The sequence below is a fragment of the Burkholderia sp. BCC0044 genome, assembly GCF_902832955.1.
Classification (GTDB): domain Bacteria; phylum Pseudomonadota; class Gammaproteobacteria; order Burkholderiales; family Burkholderiaceae; genus Burkholderia.
Window position 1 is genome coordinate 920,749 of the sequence record NZ_CADFDO010000001.1, and the last position, 16,439, is coordinate 937,187.

Sequence of the window (16,439 nt, forward strand, 5' to 3'; positions counted from 1 at the left end):
CCAACGCCCGACTCAAACCCGCGGCCAGACCCGCAAGTTAGCCGTCCCAACACGCGTCAGCAATTGGACACGTACGAACCTGACTGTAAGCCGCGAACGGCTCACTCGACGCCTGGCGATTTATAATGAGCGGTTCAAGTCTCCAACAAGCATTTTTCGGCAAATTTCCAACCATGAGCGACAACACGCTGGCGAAGAGTTTCGAACCCCACACCATCGAGTCCCAATGGGGGCCGGAGTGGGAAAAACGCGGCTATGCCGCCCCGGCATTCGATCCGTCCCGCCCCGATTTCGCGATCCAGTTGCCGCCGCCGAACGTGACGGGCACGCTGCACATGGGCCACGCGTTCAACCAGACGATCATGGACGGCCTCGCCCGCTATCACCGGATGCTCGGCGAGAACACGCTGTGGGTGCCCGGCACCGACCACGCGGGCATCGCCACGCAGATCGTCGTCGAACGCCAGCTCGACGCGCAGGGCGTGTCGCGCCACGACCTCGGCCGCGAGAAGTTCGTCGAGCGCGTGTGGGAATGGAAGCAGAAATCCGGTTCGACGATCACCGACCAGGTGCGCCGCCTCGGCGCATCGACCGACTGGTCGCGCGAATACTTCACGATGGACGACAAGATGTCGGCCGCCGTGCGCGACGTGTTCGTCACGCTGTATGAGCAAGGACTGATCTACCGCGGCAAGCGCCTCGTCAACTGGGATCCGGTGCTGCTCACCGCCGTGTCGGACCTCGAAGTCGTCAGCGAAGAGGAAAACGGCCACCTGTGGCACATCCGCTACCCGCTCGTCGACGGCTCGGGCTCGCTGACGGTCGCCACCACGCGTCCCGAGACGATGCTCGGCGACGTCGCGCTGATGGTCCATCCGGAAGACGAACGCTACGCGCACCTGATCGGCAAGCTGGTCACGCTGCCGCTGACGGGCCGCGAGATCCCGGTGATCGCCGACGACTACGTCGACCGCGAGTTCGGCACGGGCGTCGTGAAGGTCACGCCCGCGCACGACTTCAACGACTACCAGGTCGGCCTGCGCCACAAGCTCGCGCCGATCGAGATCCTGACGCTCGACGCGAAGATCAACGACAACGGCCCCGAGCAGTATCGCGGCCTCGACCGCTTCGACGCGCGCAAGGCGATCGTCGCCGACCTCGACGCGCAAGGCTTCCTCGACTCGGTGAAGCCGCACAAGCTGATGGTGCCGCGCGGCGACCGCACGGGCGTCGTGATCGAGCCGCTGCTGACCGACCAGTGGTTCGTCGCGATGACGAAGCCGGCGCCGGAAGGCACGTTCCATCCGGGCAAGTCGATCACCGAGGTATCGCTCGACGTCGTGCGCGACGGCCAGATCAAGTTCGTCCCGGAAAACTGGACGACCACCTATTACCAGTGGCTCGAGAACATCCAGGACTGGTGCATCTCGCGCCAGCTGTGGTGGGGCCACCAGATTCCCGCGTGGTATGGCGAGAACGGCGAGGTGTTCGTCGCCCGCAACGAGGAAGAGGCGCGCGCGCAGGCCGACGCGAAGGGTTACACGGGCGCGCTCAAGCGCGACGAGGACGTGCTCGACACGTGGTTCTCGTCGGCGCTCGTGCCGTTCTCGTCGCTCGGCTGGCCGAACGAGACACCCGAACTGAAGCATTTCCTGCCGTCGTCGGTGCTCGTCACCGGCTTCGACATCATCTTCTTCTGGGTCGCCCGGATGGTGATGATGACCACGCACTTCACCGGCAAGGTGCCGTTCCATACCGTCTACATGCACGGCCTCGTGCGCGACGCGGAAGGCCAGAAGATGTCGAAGAGCAAGGGCAACACGCTCGACCCGATCGACATCGTCGACGGCATCGACCTCGAGGCGCTGGTCGCAAAGCGCACGACGGGCCTGATGAACCCGAAGCAGGCCGCGACCATCGAGAAGAAGACGCGCAAGGAATTCCCGGACGGCATCCCCGCGTTCGGCACCGACGCGCTGCGCTTCACGATGGCGTCGATGGCGACGCTCGGCCGCAACGTGAACTTCGACCTCGCGCGCTGCGAAGGCTATCGCAACTTCTGCAACAAGCTGTGGAACGCGACGCGCTTCGTGCTGATGAACTGCGAAGGCCACGACTGCGGCGCCGACAAGCCGGAAGTTTGCGGCGCGGGCGACTGCGGCCCCGGCGGCTACCTCGACTTCTCGGCGGCCGACCGCTGGATCGTGTCGCTCTTGCAGCGCACCGAAGCCGACATCGCGAAGGGTTTCGCCGATTACCGCTTCGACAACATCGCGAGCAGCATCTACAAGTTCGTGTGGGACGAGTACTGCGACTGGTATCTCGAACTCGCGAAGGTGCAGATCCAGAACGGCACGCCGGAACAGCAGCGCGCGACGCGCCGCACGCTGCTGCGCGTGCTGGAAACGGTGCTGCGCCTCGCGCACCCGGTCATCCCGTTCATCACCGAGGCGCTCTGGCAGAAGGTCGCGCCGCTCGCCGGCCGCTATCCGCAGGGCAAGGCCGAGGGCGAAGCGTCGCTGATGACGCAGGCGTACCCGGTCGCGAACCTGCAGAAGCTCGACGAGGCATCCGAGCAATGGGCGGCCGACCTGAAGGCGATCGTCGACGCGTGCCGCAACCTGCGCGGCGAGATGAACCTGTCGCCGGCCACCAAGGTGCCGCTGCTGGCCGCCGGCGACGCCGAGCGCCTGCGCTCGTTCGCGCCGTACGTCCAGGCGCTCGCGCGCCTGTCGGACGTGCAGATCCTCGTGGACGAAGCAGCGCTCGACAAGGAAGCGCACGGCGCGCCGATCGCGATCGTCGGCCCGAACAAGCTGGTGCTGAAGGTGGAAATCGACGTCGCGGCCGAACGCGAGCGCCTGTCGAAGGAAATCACGCGCTTGACGGGCGAGATCGCAAAGTGCAACGCGAAGCTCGGCAACGAGGCGTTCGTCGCGAAAGCGCCGCCGGCCGTGGTCGAACAGGAGCAAAAACGTGTCGCCGAATTCCAGAGCACGCTCGAAAAACTGCGTGCGCAGCTCGATCGGTTGCCTGCGTAACAAACGGTAAGGTCATTTGCGTTCACTATAATGCGAACGTGAACATAGACCGTCTGACAAGTCGATTACAGGAATAAAGGTTCGATCATGTTGAAAGTCACCAAGGCGGTATTCCCCGTGGCCGGCCTCGGCACGCGGTTCCTGCCGGCAACGAAGGCGAGCCCGAAGGAAATGCTGCCGGTCGTCGACAAGCCGCTGATCCAGTACGCGGTCGAGGAAGCGATTGCGGCGGGCATCACCGAGATGATCTTCGTGACCGGGCGCAGCAAGCGCGCGATCGAGGACCACTTCGACAAGTCGTACGAGGTCGAGGCCGAACTCGAGGCGCGCGGCAAGGAAAAGCTGCTCGAACTGGTGCGCAGCATCAAGCCGAGCCACGTCGACTGCTTCTACGTGCGCCAGCCTGAAGCGCTCGGCCTCGGCCATGCGGTGCTGTGCGCGGAAAAGCTGGTCGCCGACAATCCGTTCGCGGTGATCCTCGCGGACGACCTGCTCGACGGCAACCCGCCGGTGATGAAGCAGATGGTCGACGTGTTCGACCACTATCACAGCTCGGTGATCGGCGTCGAAGAGATCCCGCCGTCGGAGACGAAGTCGTACGGGATCGTCGACGGCAAGGAATGGGAAGAGTCGATCGTCAAGATGTCGGCGATCGTCGAGAAGCCGGCGCCGGAAGTCGCGCCGTCGAACCTCGGCGTGGTCGGCCGCTACATCCTGAAGCCGCGGATCTTCGAGCACCTGCGCGCGCTGAAGCCCGGCGCGGGCGGCGAACTGCAGCTCACCGACGCGATCCAGGCGCTGCTCGCCGACGAACAGGTGCTGGCCTACAAGTACCAGGGCACGCGCTACGATTGCGGCAGCAAGCTCGGCTACCTGAAGGCGACGGTCGAATTCGCGCTGCGCCACCCGGAAGTCGGTGCGGAGTTCGAGACCTACCTGCGCACGCGCGACGGCGGACAACCGACCGTCTGAACGCGGCAAGGGCGCGCCCCGGCGGGCCCGCCCTCACCTCACGGCCGGCGCTTCAGCGTGCGTCGGCCGGCTTCACCGAGACGACGCCCGGCATGCCGCCCGCGTCGTCTTTTTTCGTCTTGACGAGCCAGCCGCTGCCATCGCCGAACGGCACCTTCGCCAGCGCGCTCTTCACGAGCGCCGGCGCGGCCTGCTGCGTGCCCGGATCGCGATCGCGCAGCGACGCCGACACGCGATAGACGTCGGCGCCCGATTTCGCATCGACGAAGTGCAGCGTCAGCACGTGGCGGTACACGCGGCCCATGAACGGCACCGCGAGCGGCGCGGGCCCGTCGACCGTCACGCATGCGCTGCTCGCCGCGCCGCAGCCGGCGGCGCTCGCCGCGACCGCCGCCGGCTGCGTCGCATACGCGACCGACAACCGGTAACGCGCGTCCTTGAGCGGCTGCGCATCGAAGCCGCGGCGCGCGAGTTCGTCGCGCACGAGCGTCTCGATCTGCCGGTACTCGGCATCGCCCGCCTGCGCGGCCGTCCGCACGAAATCGTAACCGTGCGCGCCGGATGCAAATGCATTCGGCTGCCCGACCGCACTCACGCCGCTCGTCACGCCGGCGCAACCCGCCAACAGCGACGCCGCCAGCGCGGCCGCTGCCCATTCCTTTCTCATGGCTTTCCCCAAATGCCTGCCGTCGCGCCCGGCCCTGTCAGGCGGACGGCTCGTCGATCGCGGGCAGCGACACCGTCACCGCGGTGCCGACACCCACTTCGCTGTCGACCGACACGCTGCCCCCATGGCGCGTGACGACCGTCTTCACGAACGCCATGCCGAGCCCGGAACCCGAGATTTCGGGCCGCTCGCCGGCATGGAATCGCTTGAAACGCTCGAACAGATGCCGCTGATCTTCCGGCGCAATGCCGTACCCCTGATCGCGAATCGTACAGAACATCCGCTTCGATGCGTGCTCGACCGTCAGCGTACACGTGATCACCGTGTCGGACGGACTGTATTTGACCGCGTTGTTCAGCAGGTTCACGAATGCGCGCGTGATCAGAGAACGATCCGCGCGCACCCAGCACATGGCGGCGCCTACGTCGGTCTCGACGCGGATGTGCTTCGCCTGCGCCTGCGGCCACACCTCGTCGCTCGCGTCGATCAGCACGTCGACGAGGCTCGTCGCCTCGAGTTGGTACGCCTGCGACTCCGCACGCGCCAACTGCACGAACTCGTCGGCGAGCGACAGCGCGCGGTGCGCATAGCGCTCGATCCGCGCGAGCAGCCCGCGCATCGCGTCGCTCTCGACGCGGTCGCGCTCGATCTCGACCAGTGCGAGGATCGACGACTGCGGCGAACGCATGTCGTGCGACAGCAGGTGCAGCGCTTCCTCGCGCTGCCGCTCGGCCGCGTGCAGCTCGGTCACGTCGACGAGGCCGGCGATCCAGCCGGTCACGCGGCCCTGCGCGTTCGTACACGCCGCGTAGCGTAGCAGATGGTCGAGCCCGTCGCGATCGCGCACCTCGATGCCGCGCGCCATCGCGTCATGCTCGGCCTCGAGCGTCGGGTCGAGCGCGGCCGGCCAGTGCTCGCGGATCGTCGTGTCGTGCTCGGTGTTGCCGTCGACGGTCTTCATGAACGTCAGCTCGCCGAGCGCGGTGCGCAGCGGCCGCCCTTCCGGCAGCGGCAGCGCGAGCCGCGACCCGTAGCGTTTCGCCGCGTGGTTCGCGATCAGCACGGTGCCGGCGAGGTCGGTCACGAAGATCGGCTCGGGCATGCTGTCGAGGCTGTCCCACACGAAGCGCTTCATGTCCTGTACGCGCTGCGCGGCCTGCGCCATCAGCGCCATCTGCCGCTCCAGCACGTCGCCGCCGACGCTGCGCGTGCGCGGCGCCTCGGGCAGCAGGTGCGGCTCGTCGGCGAGCTTCTGCAGCTCGCGGCGCAGGTACGACATCGTCATTTCCAGCCGCCGCCAGTTCCAGATCGGGTAGACGGCGATCAGCCCGAAGATCGCGGGCGCCGGCGTCAGCCAGATGCGCGCCTCGAACAGCAGCGCCAGGCTCGCGACGACGGCGAGCGCGGCAAGACTCAGCGTCAGCAGCAGCGCGCGCCACGGCGACAGCATCAGGAAGCCGCCCAGCAACACGGCGAGCGGCAGCAGCGACGCGGCGAACAACCCCGCGCGCGACGCGGGCGAGATCGCACTGCCGGTCGCCAGCATGTCGAGCACGTTCGCATGGATGTACACGCCGGCCAGCGGGCCGAACTCGCCGGACACCGGCGTCGCGAAGCGATCGTACAGCCCGGACGCCGTCACGCCGACGACGACGATCTTGCCGCGCAGCGCGTCGGGCTTCACGCGCCCTTCGAGCACGTCGTCGAACGACAGCGTCGGATACGCGGGCGTGTTGCGGCTGAACGGAATCAGGTAGCGCCCCTCGCCCGCCGCATCGCGCGACAGGTCGTGCGCGTTCGCGCCCGGCACGCCGCCGACCGGGTGCAGCCGGCCGGCCTGGATCGCGCGATACACGGGCACCATTAGTTGCGGCCAGCGCACGCGGCCGTCGCTTTCGAACAGCGCGACGCTGCGCACGATGCCGTCGGGGTCGACTTCGAGGTTGATATGGCCGAGCCCCGTCGCGCGCGACGCGAGCGCCGCGACCGGCGGATCGACCGATCGCGTGCCGTCCGCCTGCTCGGGGCTCAGCAGCACCGGCAGGAAGGTCGGCACGCGGCTCATCGCGTCCGCGAACGCGCGATCCTCCGGCGACGGTTCGGTAAACAGCACGTCGTAGACGACCGCGGCCGGCTGCGCGCGCGCGAGCGTGTCGAGCAGCCGCGCATGCACGTCGCGCGGCCACGGCCAGCGGCCGAGCGCGGATACGCTCTGGTTGTCGATGTCGACGACGACCACGTCGGGCGACAGCGGCAGGCTGCGCAGCATCAGCAGCCGGTCGTAGATCAACCCGTCGACGCTCGACGACAGGCGGCCGAGCGCGCACGCGAGGATCACCGCGACCCCGAGGCAGCCGATCGCGATCCATTCGATCAGGAAGCGGCGGCCGAGGCGCCGCCGCGGAGAAACGGAGTCGGGTTTCATGCGCCGCGGGTCAGCGCGACAACGTGAACGCGCTGACCGGACTGGTCTTCTCGTAGAACTTGCCGCCTTCGAATTCCTCGACGATCACGGCCCAGAAATAGTCGCCCGGCGGCAGGTGCGCGACGGTGATCTGGCGCGCGTGCAGGCCGACCTGGTCGACGACCGGCGCGCTCAGGTCCTTCGAGCGCGACAGCACGAACCGGTAACGCGCGTTCTTGCCCGCCCCGTTCGGCGACCAGCGGAACTCGTAACCGCCGGCGCCCTGCGACGCGCTCGCGTCGAGCCCCATCACGCGGCGTTCGAACGCATAGGTGCGCGGCAGCCCCTCGAGACCATTCGTATCGATCGCGGCGACCCGTACGAAGTAGTTGCCGTTCGGCACGTCGCGGAACACCGCGCGCGGCGAATCGGTGCGCGTTTCGCGGAACAGGTCGAGCAGCCCCGCGTCGTGCGCGAGCTGCACGCGATACGCTTGCGCCTGCGCGAGCGGTACGAGGTCGAATGCGACGTCGGGCTCGTCCTGCACCTTGTCGGGATGCGCGAGCGCGGGTGCGCCCAGCAGCTGGACGGGCGCGCCGACCGCGCCGGACGACGTCGCGACGCTGCCGAAGTTCGCATGCACGAGCGTCGCGTCGGCCGACTGCCGGCCGCCCGCGACGCCGACGGTGCCGTCGAGCACTTCGACGCGCGTCGACGCCGTGCCGGCCGCGTCGTAGTTCACGCGAAAGCGCGTGCCGCGCACGCCGGCCACGACCGACGGCGAACGGATCTGGAAGCGGTCGTCGCGTTTCTTCAGGTGGGTGACTTCGCTGTCGACCGAGCCGCGCGTGAGTTCGAACTCGCGATCGAGCGCGCCGGTCAGCACCGTGCGGCGCAGCGACTTCAGGTCGAGCTGACTGTCCGGCGGCAGGCTCATGTGCGTGCCGTCGGCCAGCTCGATCGTCACGAAACCGTTCGCGCCGGTGCGCACGCGGTCGCCTTCGGCGAGCGTCGCATCGTTCGCGAGCGGCGCGAAGGCTGCGCCGGACGCGCGCTCGGCCGTGCCCTGCACCGCGATCACGTGTGCGGTGAGCTTTTCCTTGCGCAGGCGCGCGACCGGCAGCTTCAGTGCAATACCGGGCTGCAGGCGCTTCGGCGCGGGCACGCCATTGATCTGCTGGAGCAGTTGCCAGTCGTCCGCGCCCTGCAGGTAGCGCGCGGCGACGTCGTACAGCGTGTCGCCCGCCTGCGTGCGATAGACGACCGTCCTGCCCGCGGCGGCGGGCGGCTGCGCCGCGGCCTGCTGCGCGGCGAACGCGAACGCGACCGCGCAGGCCGCGCGCAGCGCCGCCGTGCACAGGCTCGCCGTGCGCTGCGTGATTCGCGTGGTCACTCCGGTTCCCCCTGGCCGACCCGTTCGAGCCGGTAGCCGTACCCGTAGATCGGCGCGAGACGGTAGCCGTTCTCGGGTCGCAGGCCGAGCTTGGTGCGCAGCATCGAAATGTGCGTATCCATCGTGCGCGACGGAATGTCGGTCGCCTGCTTCCATACGAGGTCGAGGATGTGCGCGCGCGACAGCGGCCGGTCGAGATGCTGGAACAGCAGCAGCGCGAGCTCGAATTCCTTTTGCGTGAGGCTCACGGCCTTGTCGCCGACGTACGCCTGCTTCAGGTTCACGTCGAAACGGAACTGGTCGAATTCGCGGACGGTCGCCTCGGCGTTGACCGGATACGCGCGGCGCAGCAGCGAACCGATGCGCGCGCGCAGGATCGGGCCCGACACGGGCTTGACCACGTAATCGTCGGCGCCGGCGTTGAGGATCTGCGTGATCCCCGCCTCGTCGTCGCGGCTCGTCATGAAGATGATCGGCAGGCTGTGCTCGGTCTGGTTGGCGCGCACCCACTTGAGCACTTCCTCGCCGGACATGTCGGGCACGTTCCAGTCGAGCACCAGCAGGTCGAACGTCTCGCGCTGCAGGCGCTTCTTCAGGGCCTTGCCTTCCTTGAACGCATAGCACGTGTGGCCGACGGCCGTCAGCGTTTGACTGACGAAATCCGTCTGGGCCGGATCGTCATCCAGTACAGCAATTCTCATAGCACCCCGCAAATCGAAGTCGATTCGTCCATTCGGCTCCCGCGCCCGCCCCCGGCCGCGCAGACTGCACGCGGCGCCGGATGCCGACCGGCGAGCCGTCGTTCGCCGCTCGCGCCTCCTGCGCAAACCGGCGAGCCCGGCTTAATATCTCAAAAACGGGGCACGGACGAACCGGCGATTTCATCATAGTAGTATGAAATTCGCCAAGAAATTGCGCGGACTGTCGCCCTTTCTTCGAATAATCCTTTCTGTTGCGCAACCGGACGCCTATTCGGCGCCCGCGATGCCGGCCACCGGCTCGGCAAAATCGTCTGTGGGCATGCGTGGCGACGGCCGCTCCGACAGCGGCGGCTGCGCCAGCATCCGCTGCAGCTGGTCGCGCACGCGCTCCCACGCGCTGGCCGCGTAGTCGGGCTGGCCCGCCGCCCATGCCTGCGCCAGATCGAACACGCGTTCGATCGTCGCACCGCAGTAGGTCGGGCCCGCGCCGTCGTCCCGCGCGGCGTCGCGCAGCCGTTCGTCCAGCCATTCGGCCAGCCACGGCATCTCGGCTGCGGCCGAATCCGCATAGGCCTCCAGCGCGGCACGCGCGTGGCGGTCCTGTTGCGGATCGAGCTCGATCCGGCTCAATTCCGAGGTGCGCACGGGCGCGATGCTTTCCGCTCCGGACGGACTTCGAAGGGTCCCTGGTCTGAAGGACATGTCCTCTCCCCGTTGTACGACGGTAGCATCAGGCATGGCCCCCGAGCCCGCCGTGCGACGTACCGTGGCCGGCGCCTCCGCTGGGAGCGGACGACCGGCCGGGTCAGTATACGCAGCCGGTCACGCAACGAGGTTTAAGAATTGTCAGAGAGGGGCGCCCGGCTAGGGGCGGTCGGCTGGGGTGCCCGGCTGGAGGCGGCCGGCCAGATGCGGCCAGATGCGGCCGGACGGACGCCGGGCGCGGCGGGACGTGCGATGCGCGCCTTCAGCGGCGGCGCATCAGGAATACGAAGATCTTGTCCTGGGTCGTCGATTCGACGATCTCGTTGCCCGTCTGCTTCGCGAACGCGGCGAAATCGCGCTGCGAGCCCGGATCGGTCGCGAGCACCTTGAGGATCTGCCCGCTTTCCATATCGGCAAGCGCTTTCTTGGCACGCAGGATCGGCAACGGGCAATTGAGCCCGCGCGCGTCCACTTCCTTGTGAATCTGCATCGGCTGTCGACCTTCGAATGACGCGCCACACACGGCGCGGGAGGAAGCCGCGATTTTACCGCAGCGCCGCCGCGCGTGCCCGGGCCGCCCACGGCCCGGCGCCGGCCGGCGCCCGGCTCACGCGCCGGAGAAGCCGCCTGCCAGCCGTTCGCGCAGGTGCCGCACGAGCGCGCGCACCGCGCTCGGCACGACCGGGCTGTACGGGCGGATCGCGAAAATGTGGTCGCCGAACGCGCCCGACGGCCGCCAGCCGTCGAGCAGCGCGACGAGCCGGCCGGCATCGAGATCGCGCCGCGCGCTGAAATCGGGCAGCAGCGCGATGCCGAGCCCGCCGAGCGCGGCCTCGCGCATCGCCTCGCTGTTGTTCGCCGCGAAACTGCCGCGCACCGGCACGCTCACGCGCTGGCGCCGGCGGCCGTCCGGCTCGAAGCTCCACGCGGCCGGCTCGTTGTCGCGCAGGTAGCACAGGCAGCTGTGATCGACGAGCTCGCTCGGGTGGCGCGGCGCGCCGCGCGCGTCGAGATAGTCGCGGCTCGCGACCAGCAGCGAACGCGTGTCGCACAGCTTCCAGGCGACGTGGGTCTGCGGCGCGGTGGTCGTATGGCGGATCGCGAGGTCGAAGCCTTCCTGCGTGAGCGAATGCAGGCGGTCCGACAGGTCGAGCTCGATCTGTACGGCCGGATGCTGGCGCAGGAAATCGGGCAGGTGCGGCACGACCTGCTGGCGCCCCAGCGCGACCGGCACCGTCAGGCGCAGCAGCCCGCGCGGCTCGCCGGCGAGATCCTTCACGCGCGCGAAGTGCTGGCCGATCGATTCGAACGCGTCGCGCGTGCTGTCGACGAGCGTCTGGCCCGCATCGGTGAGCCGCACGCTGCGCGTGGTGCGGCGCACGAGCGGCACGCCGGCCGCCTTCTCGAGATCGGCGATGCGCTGGCTCATCGCGGCCTTGCTGATGCCGAGCCGCTGCGCGGCAGCCGTGAAACTGCCCGCCGCGGCCAGCACCGTCAGCGAATGGATATGCGGCCAGAGCGCCTGGACATTTTGCTGATTCATCCACCGATTATTCAGAATTCTGAACAGTGAATCAAGTTTCGCGGCCTTCTCCCGCCCTGCCGGTTTCCCTAGACTAGGCGCTGTTCCGCTCTTATCCCCAGGAGACACGCATGACCACGGTTCCCGCGTACACGTCCGACGCCGACGTCGGCCACTACATCGACGGCGCGCCCGTCGCCGGCCGCAGCGGCCGCTTCCAGGACGTCCTCAACCCGTCGCTCGGCCGCGCGGTGCGCCGCGTGTCGCTGGCCGGCAACGACGAAGTCGAACGGGCCGTCGCGTCGGCTCACGCCGCGTTCCCGGCCTGGGCCGACACGCCGCCGATCCGCCGCGCGCGCGTGCTGCACCGCTTCCTGCAATTGATGAACGAGCACCGCGACACGCTGGCGGCGATCATCACGGCCGAGCACGGCAAGGTGTTCTCCGACGCGCAGGGCGAGGTCGCGCGCGGCATCGACATCATCGAATTCGCGTGCGGCGTGCCGCAACTGCTGAAGGGCGACTTCACCGACCAGGTCAGCACCGGCATCGACAACTGGACGCTGCGCCAGCCGCTCGGCGTCGTCGCGGGCATCACGCCGTTCAACTTCCCGTGCATGGTGCCGTGCTGGATGTTCCCGGTCGCGCTCGCGACCGGCAACACGTTCGTGCTGAAGCCGAGCGAGCGCGACCCGTCGGCCGCGCTGTTCATCGCCGACCTGCTCACGCAGGCCGGCCTCCCGGCCGGCGTGTTCAACGTCGTGCAGGGCGACAAGGGCGCGGTCGATGCACTGCTCGACCACCCGGACGTGCAGGCCGTCAGCTTCGTCGGCTCGACGCCGATCGCGGCCTACGTGCAGCAGCGCGCGGTGCAGTCGGGCAAGCGCGTGCAGGCGCTCGGCGGCGCGAAGAACCATCTCGTCGTGATGCCCGACGCGAACATCGAGCAGGCGGTCGACGCGCTGATCGGCGCCGCGTACGGCTCGGCCGGCGAGCGCTGCATGGCGATCAGCATCGCGGTGCTGGTCGGCGACGTGGCCGACAAGATCGTGCCGGCGGTGGCCGAGCGCGCACGCAAGCTGGTGATCGGCGACGGGATGTCGCCGGAAGTCGAGATGGGCCCGATCGTCACCGGCGAAGCGCTCAAGCGCATCGAAGGCTATATCGAGCAAGGCGTGAACGAAGGCGCGCAACTGGTGGTCGACGGCCGCGGGCTGCGCGTGCCGGGCCGCGAGGCCGGCTTCTTCACCGGCGGCACGCTGTTCGATCACGTGCGCCCCGACATGCGGATCTACAAGGAAGAAATCTTCGGGCCGGTGCTCGGCTGCGTGCGTGTGAAGGACTTCGGCGAAGCGGTCGACCTGATCAACGCGCACGAGTTCGGCAACGGCGTGTCGTGCTTCACGAGCGACGGCGGCATCGCGCGCGAATTCGCGCGGCGCATCCAGGTCGGCATGGTCGGCATCAACGTGCCGATCCCGGTGCCGATGGCGTGGCACGGCTTCGGCGGCTGGAAAAAGAGCCTGTTCGGCGACATGCACGCGTACGGCGAGGAAGGCGTGCGCTTCTACACGCGCCAGAAGTCGGTGATGCAGCGCTGGTCGTCGAGCATCGGCAAGGGCGCGGAGTTCGCGATGCCGACCGCGAAGTAAGCCGGCCGGTGCGCCGCCCGCCGATCCGTTCGGCGGGCGGCGCACCCGTCGTCGAGATCAACCGGCTTTCGTGCCGTGCGCGCCGTCGGCGGTCGGCAGGTACGACAGCTCGAGCCGGTACGCGAGCGCGACGAACAGGCTCTGCGCGAGGCCCATCGTGGCCGTCAGCGCGCGAAAGCCGAACGTCGCGCTGTCCTGCACCATCAGCGTCACTTCCGCCTCCCGCGCGAGCGGGCTCATCCGGCTGTCGGTGATCGCGATCAGGCGTGCGCCGCGCTGCGCGGCCTGCTGCGCGACCTGTATCGTCTCGTCCGCATACGGCATGAACGAGATCGCGATCATCACGTCGCCCTTGCGCACCGACCGGATCTGGCCGAGATGCATGCTGCCGAGCGCGCTGAACAGCCCGATGCGCTTGTCGGTGTGCTGCAGCGCATAGTCCAGATACACGGCGATCGGAAACGCGCGCCGCGACCCGGCGATCCAGATCGCCTGCGTATCGGCGAGCAGGTCGACGGCCTGCGCGAGCGCCTGCGAATCGAGCGTCTGCCGCAACTGCTGCATCCCGGCGATGCTGCCCTTGATGAATTCGTCGGCGATCTGTTCCGGTTGCAAGCTCGACGAACCCGATTCGATCACGTCGCGCACGCGCAGGTTGTACGCACGGCCCGGCGCGATCTGCTGCGCGAGCCCTTCGCGGAACAGCCGCTGCATCTCGGAGAAGCCGGAGAAGCCGAAGTGCTTCGCGAAGCGCACGACGGCCGACGGCTGGACGCCGCAGGCCTCCGCGAGCGACTGGATGCCTTCCAGCCCAAGCTGGTCCCGATGCGTTTCCACGTGGCGCGCAATCACCTTCAGGCGATTACTGAGGCCGTCGTACTCCTGCGTCAGGTGCTGCAGGAACGCCTCGACGGTGGCGGGAGGTTTCTCGGATGAACTCATCGGATAGCGCGAAGTTGACGGCCCCGATGCGCGCGCGTGGCTGGCCGGCGCGGCCCGGGGCTCGACTGGATACATGCATGAAGGGCGAATTTAATCACGTTTGCGGTACGGCCCGCGCCGCCCGCTCGCTCCCACGCGCTCGATCATCGCTTGCATACGCTCCACGGCAAGACTGGGAGCGATTGTCCAACGCTCTCGCGGCGTCGTAAAGATCAGGGTGTGTACCGAGGCCGGCCGCCGCGGCGAAGCGCGGCGCAGCCGGCCTCCCCGTTCAACGATAGTCGACCCACACGCTGCCCGCGTCGGCCGAACGCACGCAGTTCTCGACCCAGCGCACGCCCTCGACACCCGCGTGCACGTCCGGAATACGGATCGCCTTCACCGCCGCGGCGTCGCCGCGATCGGCGGCGTCCATCGCGAGCGCGAAGCGCGCGTACAGGTTCGACCACGCTTCGAACAACCCTTCCGGATGCCCGGCGCCGATGCGGTCTTCGCGCAATGCGTGCGGATGCAGGTATGGCATCCCGCGATCGAGCACCTGCGCGGGCTGCCCCTGGATTTCGTAGCGCAACTGGTTCGGGTGTTCATCCCACCATTCGATGCTCGCCTTCGAACCGATCACGCGCACCTTCTGCCCGTGCATCGAGCCGGCGTTCACTGCGCTCGACCACACATAGCCGATCGCGCCGGTGTCGTATTCCATGATCGTGAATGCGTTGTCCTCGAGCGGTGCGCGGCTCTTCACGAAGCTCTGCCGCGAACACATCAGCCGCCGGATCTTCAGCTCCGGCGCCATCACCTCGGAGATGTACAGCGGATGCGTGCCGATGTCGCCCAACACGTAGCTTGGGCCCGCGAACTTCGGATCGACGCGCCAGCGCGCAGCCGCGCTCGCGGCCTCGACGCCCTCGCTGTGAAAGCCGTGCGCGAACTGCATCTGCACGATGCGGATCTCGCCGAGGTCGCCGCGCGCGATCATCTCGCGCGCCTGCTCGATCATCTGGTGTCCCGAGTAGCCGTACGCGACGCCGACGATCCGGTTCTTCTCGACCGACAGGCGCTGCAGCGCCTCGGCCTCCTCGGTCGTGAAGCACAGCGGCTTCTCGCAGACCACGTGCAGCCCCGCGTTCAGCGCGGCGCGGCAGATCTCGAAGTGCGTATTGTTCGGCGTCGCGATCGACACCGCGCGGATGCCGTCCGGGCGACGCGCCTCGGCGTCGAACATCGTCGCGTAGTCGGGATAGCAGCGCTCGGCCGCGACGCCGAGCTTCACGCCGAACTGGCGGCCGCGCTCGGGATCGATGTCGAATGCGCCGGCGACCAGCTGGAAGCTGCCGTCGCGCAGCGCGGCCGACCGGTGGCTGTAGCCGATCTGGCTGCCGAGGCCGCCGCCGACCATGCCCCAGCGAATCGAATGTCCAAGCAGAATCTGTCCGTCAATCATGATGGTGGTGTTCCTGGTGCGGGTTCTGGGGGTCATGCAAAACCGGCCGACGCGAGAAACGCGCGGCTCGCCGCGACGTCGCGCAGGCTCGTGCCGGCGTTGCGCGGGTCACGCTCCTGTTCGATCGTGATGTAGCCGGCATAGCCGATGTCGACGAGCGCGCGGCGGATCGCCGGGTAGTCGAGCACGCCGGTGCCGATCGGGCACATCACGCCGCGCGCGCAGGCCGCGAAGAACGCGATGTGCTCGCCCATCACCGCGTCGTACACGGCCGCGTCGATGTCCTTGAAGTGCACGTAGTCGAGCCGTGCCGCATGGCGGCGCAACCACGTTTCGGGGTCCATGCCCGAGTAGTACAGGTGGCCGGTATCGAGACACAGGCCGGCCGTATCGGCCTCGATGTCGGCGACGATCCGGTCGATCTCGTCCGCAAATTCGATGTAGCCGCCCGCATGCGGATGGATTACCGCGCGCACGCCGAACTCGTCGCGCGCGATGGTGGCGATCTGCCGGATATGGTCGACCATCCGCGCCCAGCGCTCGTCGGACAGCCGCGGCGCGCGATCGCCGTGACCGGCCGCGTAGTCGCGTTCCTCGTGGCCCCAGTCCATCACGACCAGGTACGGCGCCGCGTAGCGCTGGCCGTCCTGCGTCGGCAGCTTCGGCAACCGCGTGATCAGCGCGCAGATGTCGCGCGTCTGGCGCAGCAGGTTCGGCAGGTTCTCCGGCGACACGAGATCGTCGAAGATCGTGCCGGCCGTGATGCTCAGACGCTGGCGGTCGAGCTCGGCGCTCACCACGTCGAGCTCGAGCGGGATGTAGCCGTACGGCCCGAGCTCGATCCCCGAGTAGCCGGCCTGAGCGGCCTCGGCGAGCACGTGCCGCCACGGCGGCAGGTGCGGGTTATTCACGTCGTCGACGCCCCAGCAGCACGGTGCGCAGCCAATCTTCATCGTCATGTCGGTCGGTCCGGCAAGTAAGTGGCAGGCGGCCACG

Annotated in this window: 13 protein-coding genes; 3 read left to right on the top strand and 10 right to left on the bottom strand. The window is 68.3% G+C overall.

Annotated elements, in window-relative coordinates; genetic code table 11:
• Nucleotides 1-173: 173 nt before the first annotated feature.
• Together HWX14_RS04135 and galU are read left to right on the top strand one after the other, a co-directional pair.
• The gene (locus HWX14_RS04135; protein ID WP_175881648.1) at nt 174-3,041 is read left to right on the top strand and encodes a valine--tRNA ligase; all 2,868 of its coding nucleotides are present in this window, start codon (nt 174-176) and stop codon (nt 3,039-3,041) included.
• 87 nt (nt 3,042-3,128) lie between these two features.
• Complete coding sequence (gene galU / locus HWX14_RS04140) at nt 3,129-4,013, top strand: UTP--glucose-1-phosphate uridylyltransferase GalU (protein ID WP_050017561.1); 885 nt, start codon at nt 3,129-3,131, stop codon at nt 4,011-4,013.
• 52 nt (nt 4,014-4,065) lie between these two features.
• Here the strand turns inward: galU and HWX14_RS04145 are convergent, their stop codons facing one another.
• The 7 genes from HWX14_RS04145 to HWX14_RS04175 form a co-directional block, all read right to left on the bottom strand.
• Nucleotides 4,066-4,680 (bottom strand): DUF4136 domain-containing protein, encoded by a 615-nt coding sequence (locus tag HWX14_RS04145; RefSeq protein WP_175881649.1) that lies wholly within the window; start codon nt 4,678-4,680, stop codon nt 4,066-4,068.
• Nucleotides 4,681-4,717: 37 nt separating this feature from the next.
• Nucleotides 4,718-7,105, bottom strand: a complete 2,388-nt coding sequence (locus HWX14_RS04150) for a CHASE2 domain-containing protein (RefSeq protein WP_175881650.1) — start codon at nt 7,103-7,105, stop codon at nt 4,718-4,720.
• A 10-nt stretch (nt 7,106-7,115) separates the two neighbouring features.
• On the bottom strand, nt 7,116-8,477 hold the full coding sequence (locus HWX14_RS04155; RefSeq protein WP_175881651.1) for a FecR domain-containing protein: 1,362 nt from the start codon (nt 8,475-8,477) through the stop codon (nt 7,116-7,118).
• Complete coding sequence (locus HWX14_RS04160; protein WP_006490421.1) at nt 8,474-9,178, bottom strand: response regulator transcription factor; 705 nt, start codon at nt 9,176-9,178, stop codon at nt 8,474-8,476. The genes HWX14_RS04155 and HWX14_RS04160 overlap by 4 nt, the downstream gene beginning before the upstream one ends.
• 267 nt (nt 9,179-9,445) lie before the next feature.
• Complete coding sequence (locus HWX14_RS04165) at nt 9,446-9,880, bottom strand: peptidase (protein ID WP_175881652.1); 435 nt, start codon at nt 9,878-9,880, stop codon at nt 9,446-9,448.
• A 265-nt stretch (nt 9,881-10,145) separates the two neighbouring features.
• Nucleotides 10,146-10,373: a sulfurtransferase TusA family protein gene (locus HWX14_RS04170; protein WP_059505660.1), complete on the bottom strand. Its 228-nt coding sequence runs from the start codon at nt 10,371-10,373 to the stop codon at nt 10,146-10,148.
• Nucleotides 10,374-10,490: 117 nt separating this feature from the next.
• Nucleotides 10,491-11,426 carry a LysR family transcriptional regulator gene (locus tag HWX14_RS04175; protein ID WP_175881653.1) on the bottom strand — a complete coding sequence of 312 codons (936 nt, stop codon included), beginning with the start codon at nt 11,424-11,426 and terminating at the stop codon, nt 10,491-10,493.
• A gap of 110 nt (nt 11,427-11,536) precedes the next feature.
• On the opposite strand from HWX14_RS04175, the gene HWX14_RS04180 reads away from it, so the two are divergent.
• Entirely contained in the window at nt 11,537-13,057 is a 1,521-nt protein-coding gene (locus HWX14_RS04180; RefSeq protein ID WP_175881654.1) for a CoA-acylating methylmalonate-semialdehyde dehydrogenase, read from the top strand.
• Nucleotides 13,058-13,114: 57 nt separating this feature from the next.
• Here HWX14_RS04180 and HWX14_RS04185 read toward each other — a convergent pair whose 3' ends face one another.
• From HWX14_RS04185 to HWX14_RS04195, 3 genes are all read right to left on the bottom strand, one after another.
• Nucleotides 13,115-13,999, bottom strand: coding sequence for a MurR/RpiR family transcriptional regulator (locus HWX14_RS04185; protein WP_175881655.1), 885 nt, complete (start codon nt 13,997-13,999; stop codon nt 13,115-13,117).
• 271 nt (nt 14,000-14,270) lie between these two features.
• Nucleotides 14,271-15,443 (bottom strand): Gfo/Idh/MocA family oxidoreductase, encoded by a 1,173-nt coding sequence (locus HWX14_RS04190; RefSeq protein ID WP_175881656.1) that lies wholly within the window; start codon nt 15,441-15,443, stop codon nt 14,271-14,273.
• Nucleotides 15,444-15,475: 32 nt separating this feature from the next.
• On the bottom strand, nt 15,476-16,402 hold the full coding sequence (locus HWX14_RS04195) for a TIM barrel protein (RefSeq protein ID WP_175881657.1): 927 nt from the start codon (nt 16,400-16,402) through the stop codon (nt 15,476-15,478).
• Nucleotides 16,403-16,439 lie beyond the last annotated feature (37 nt).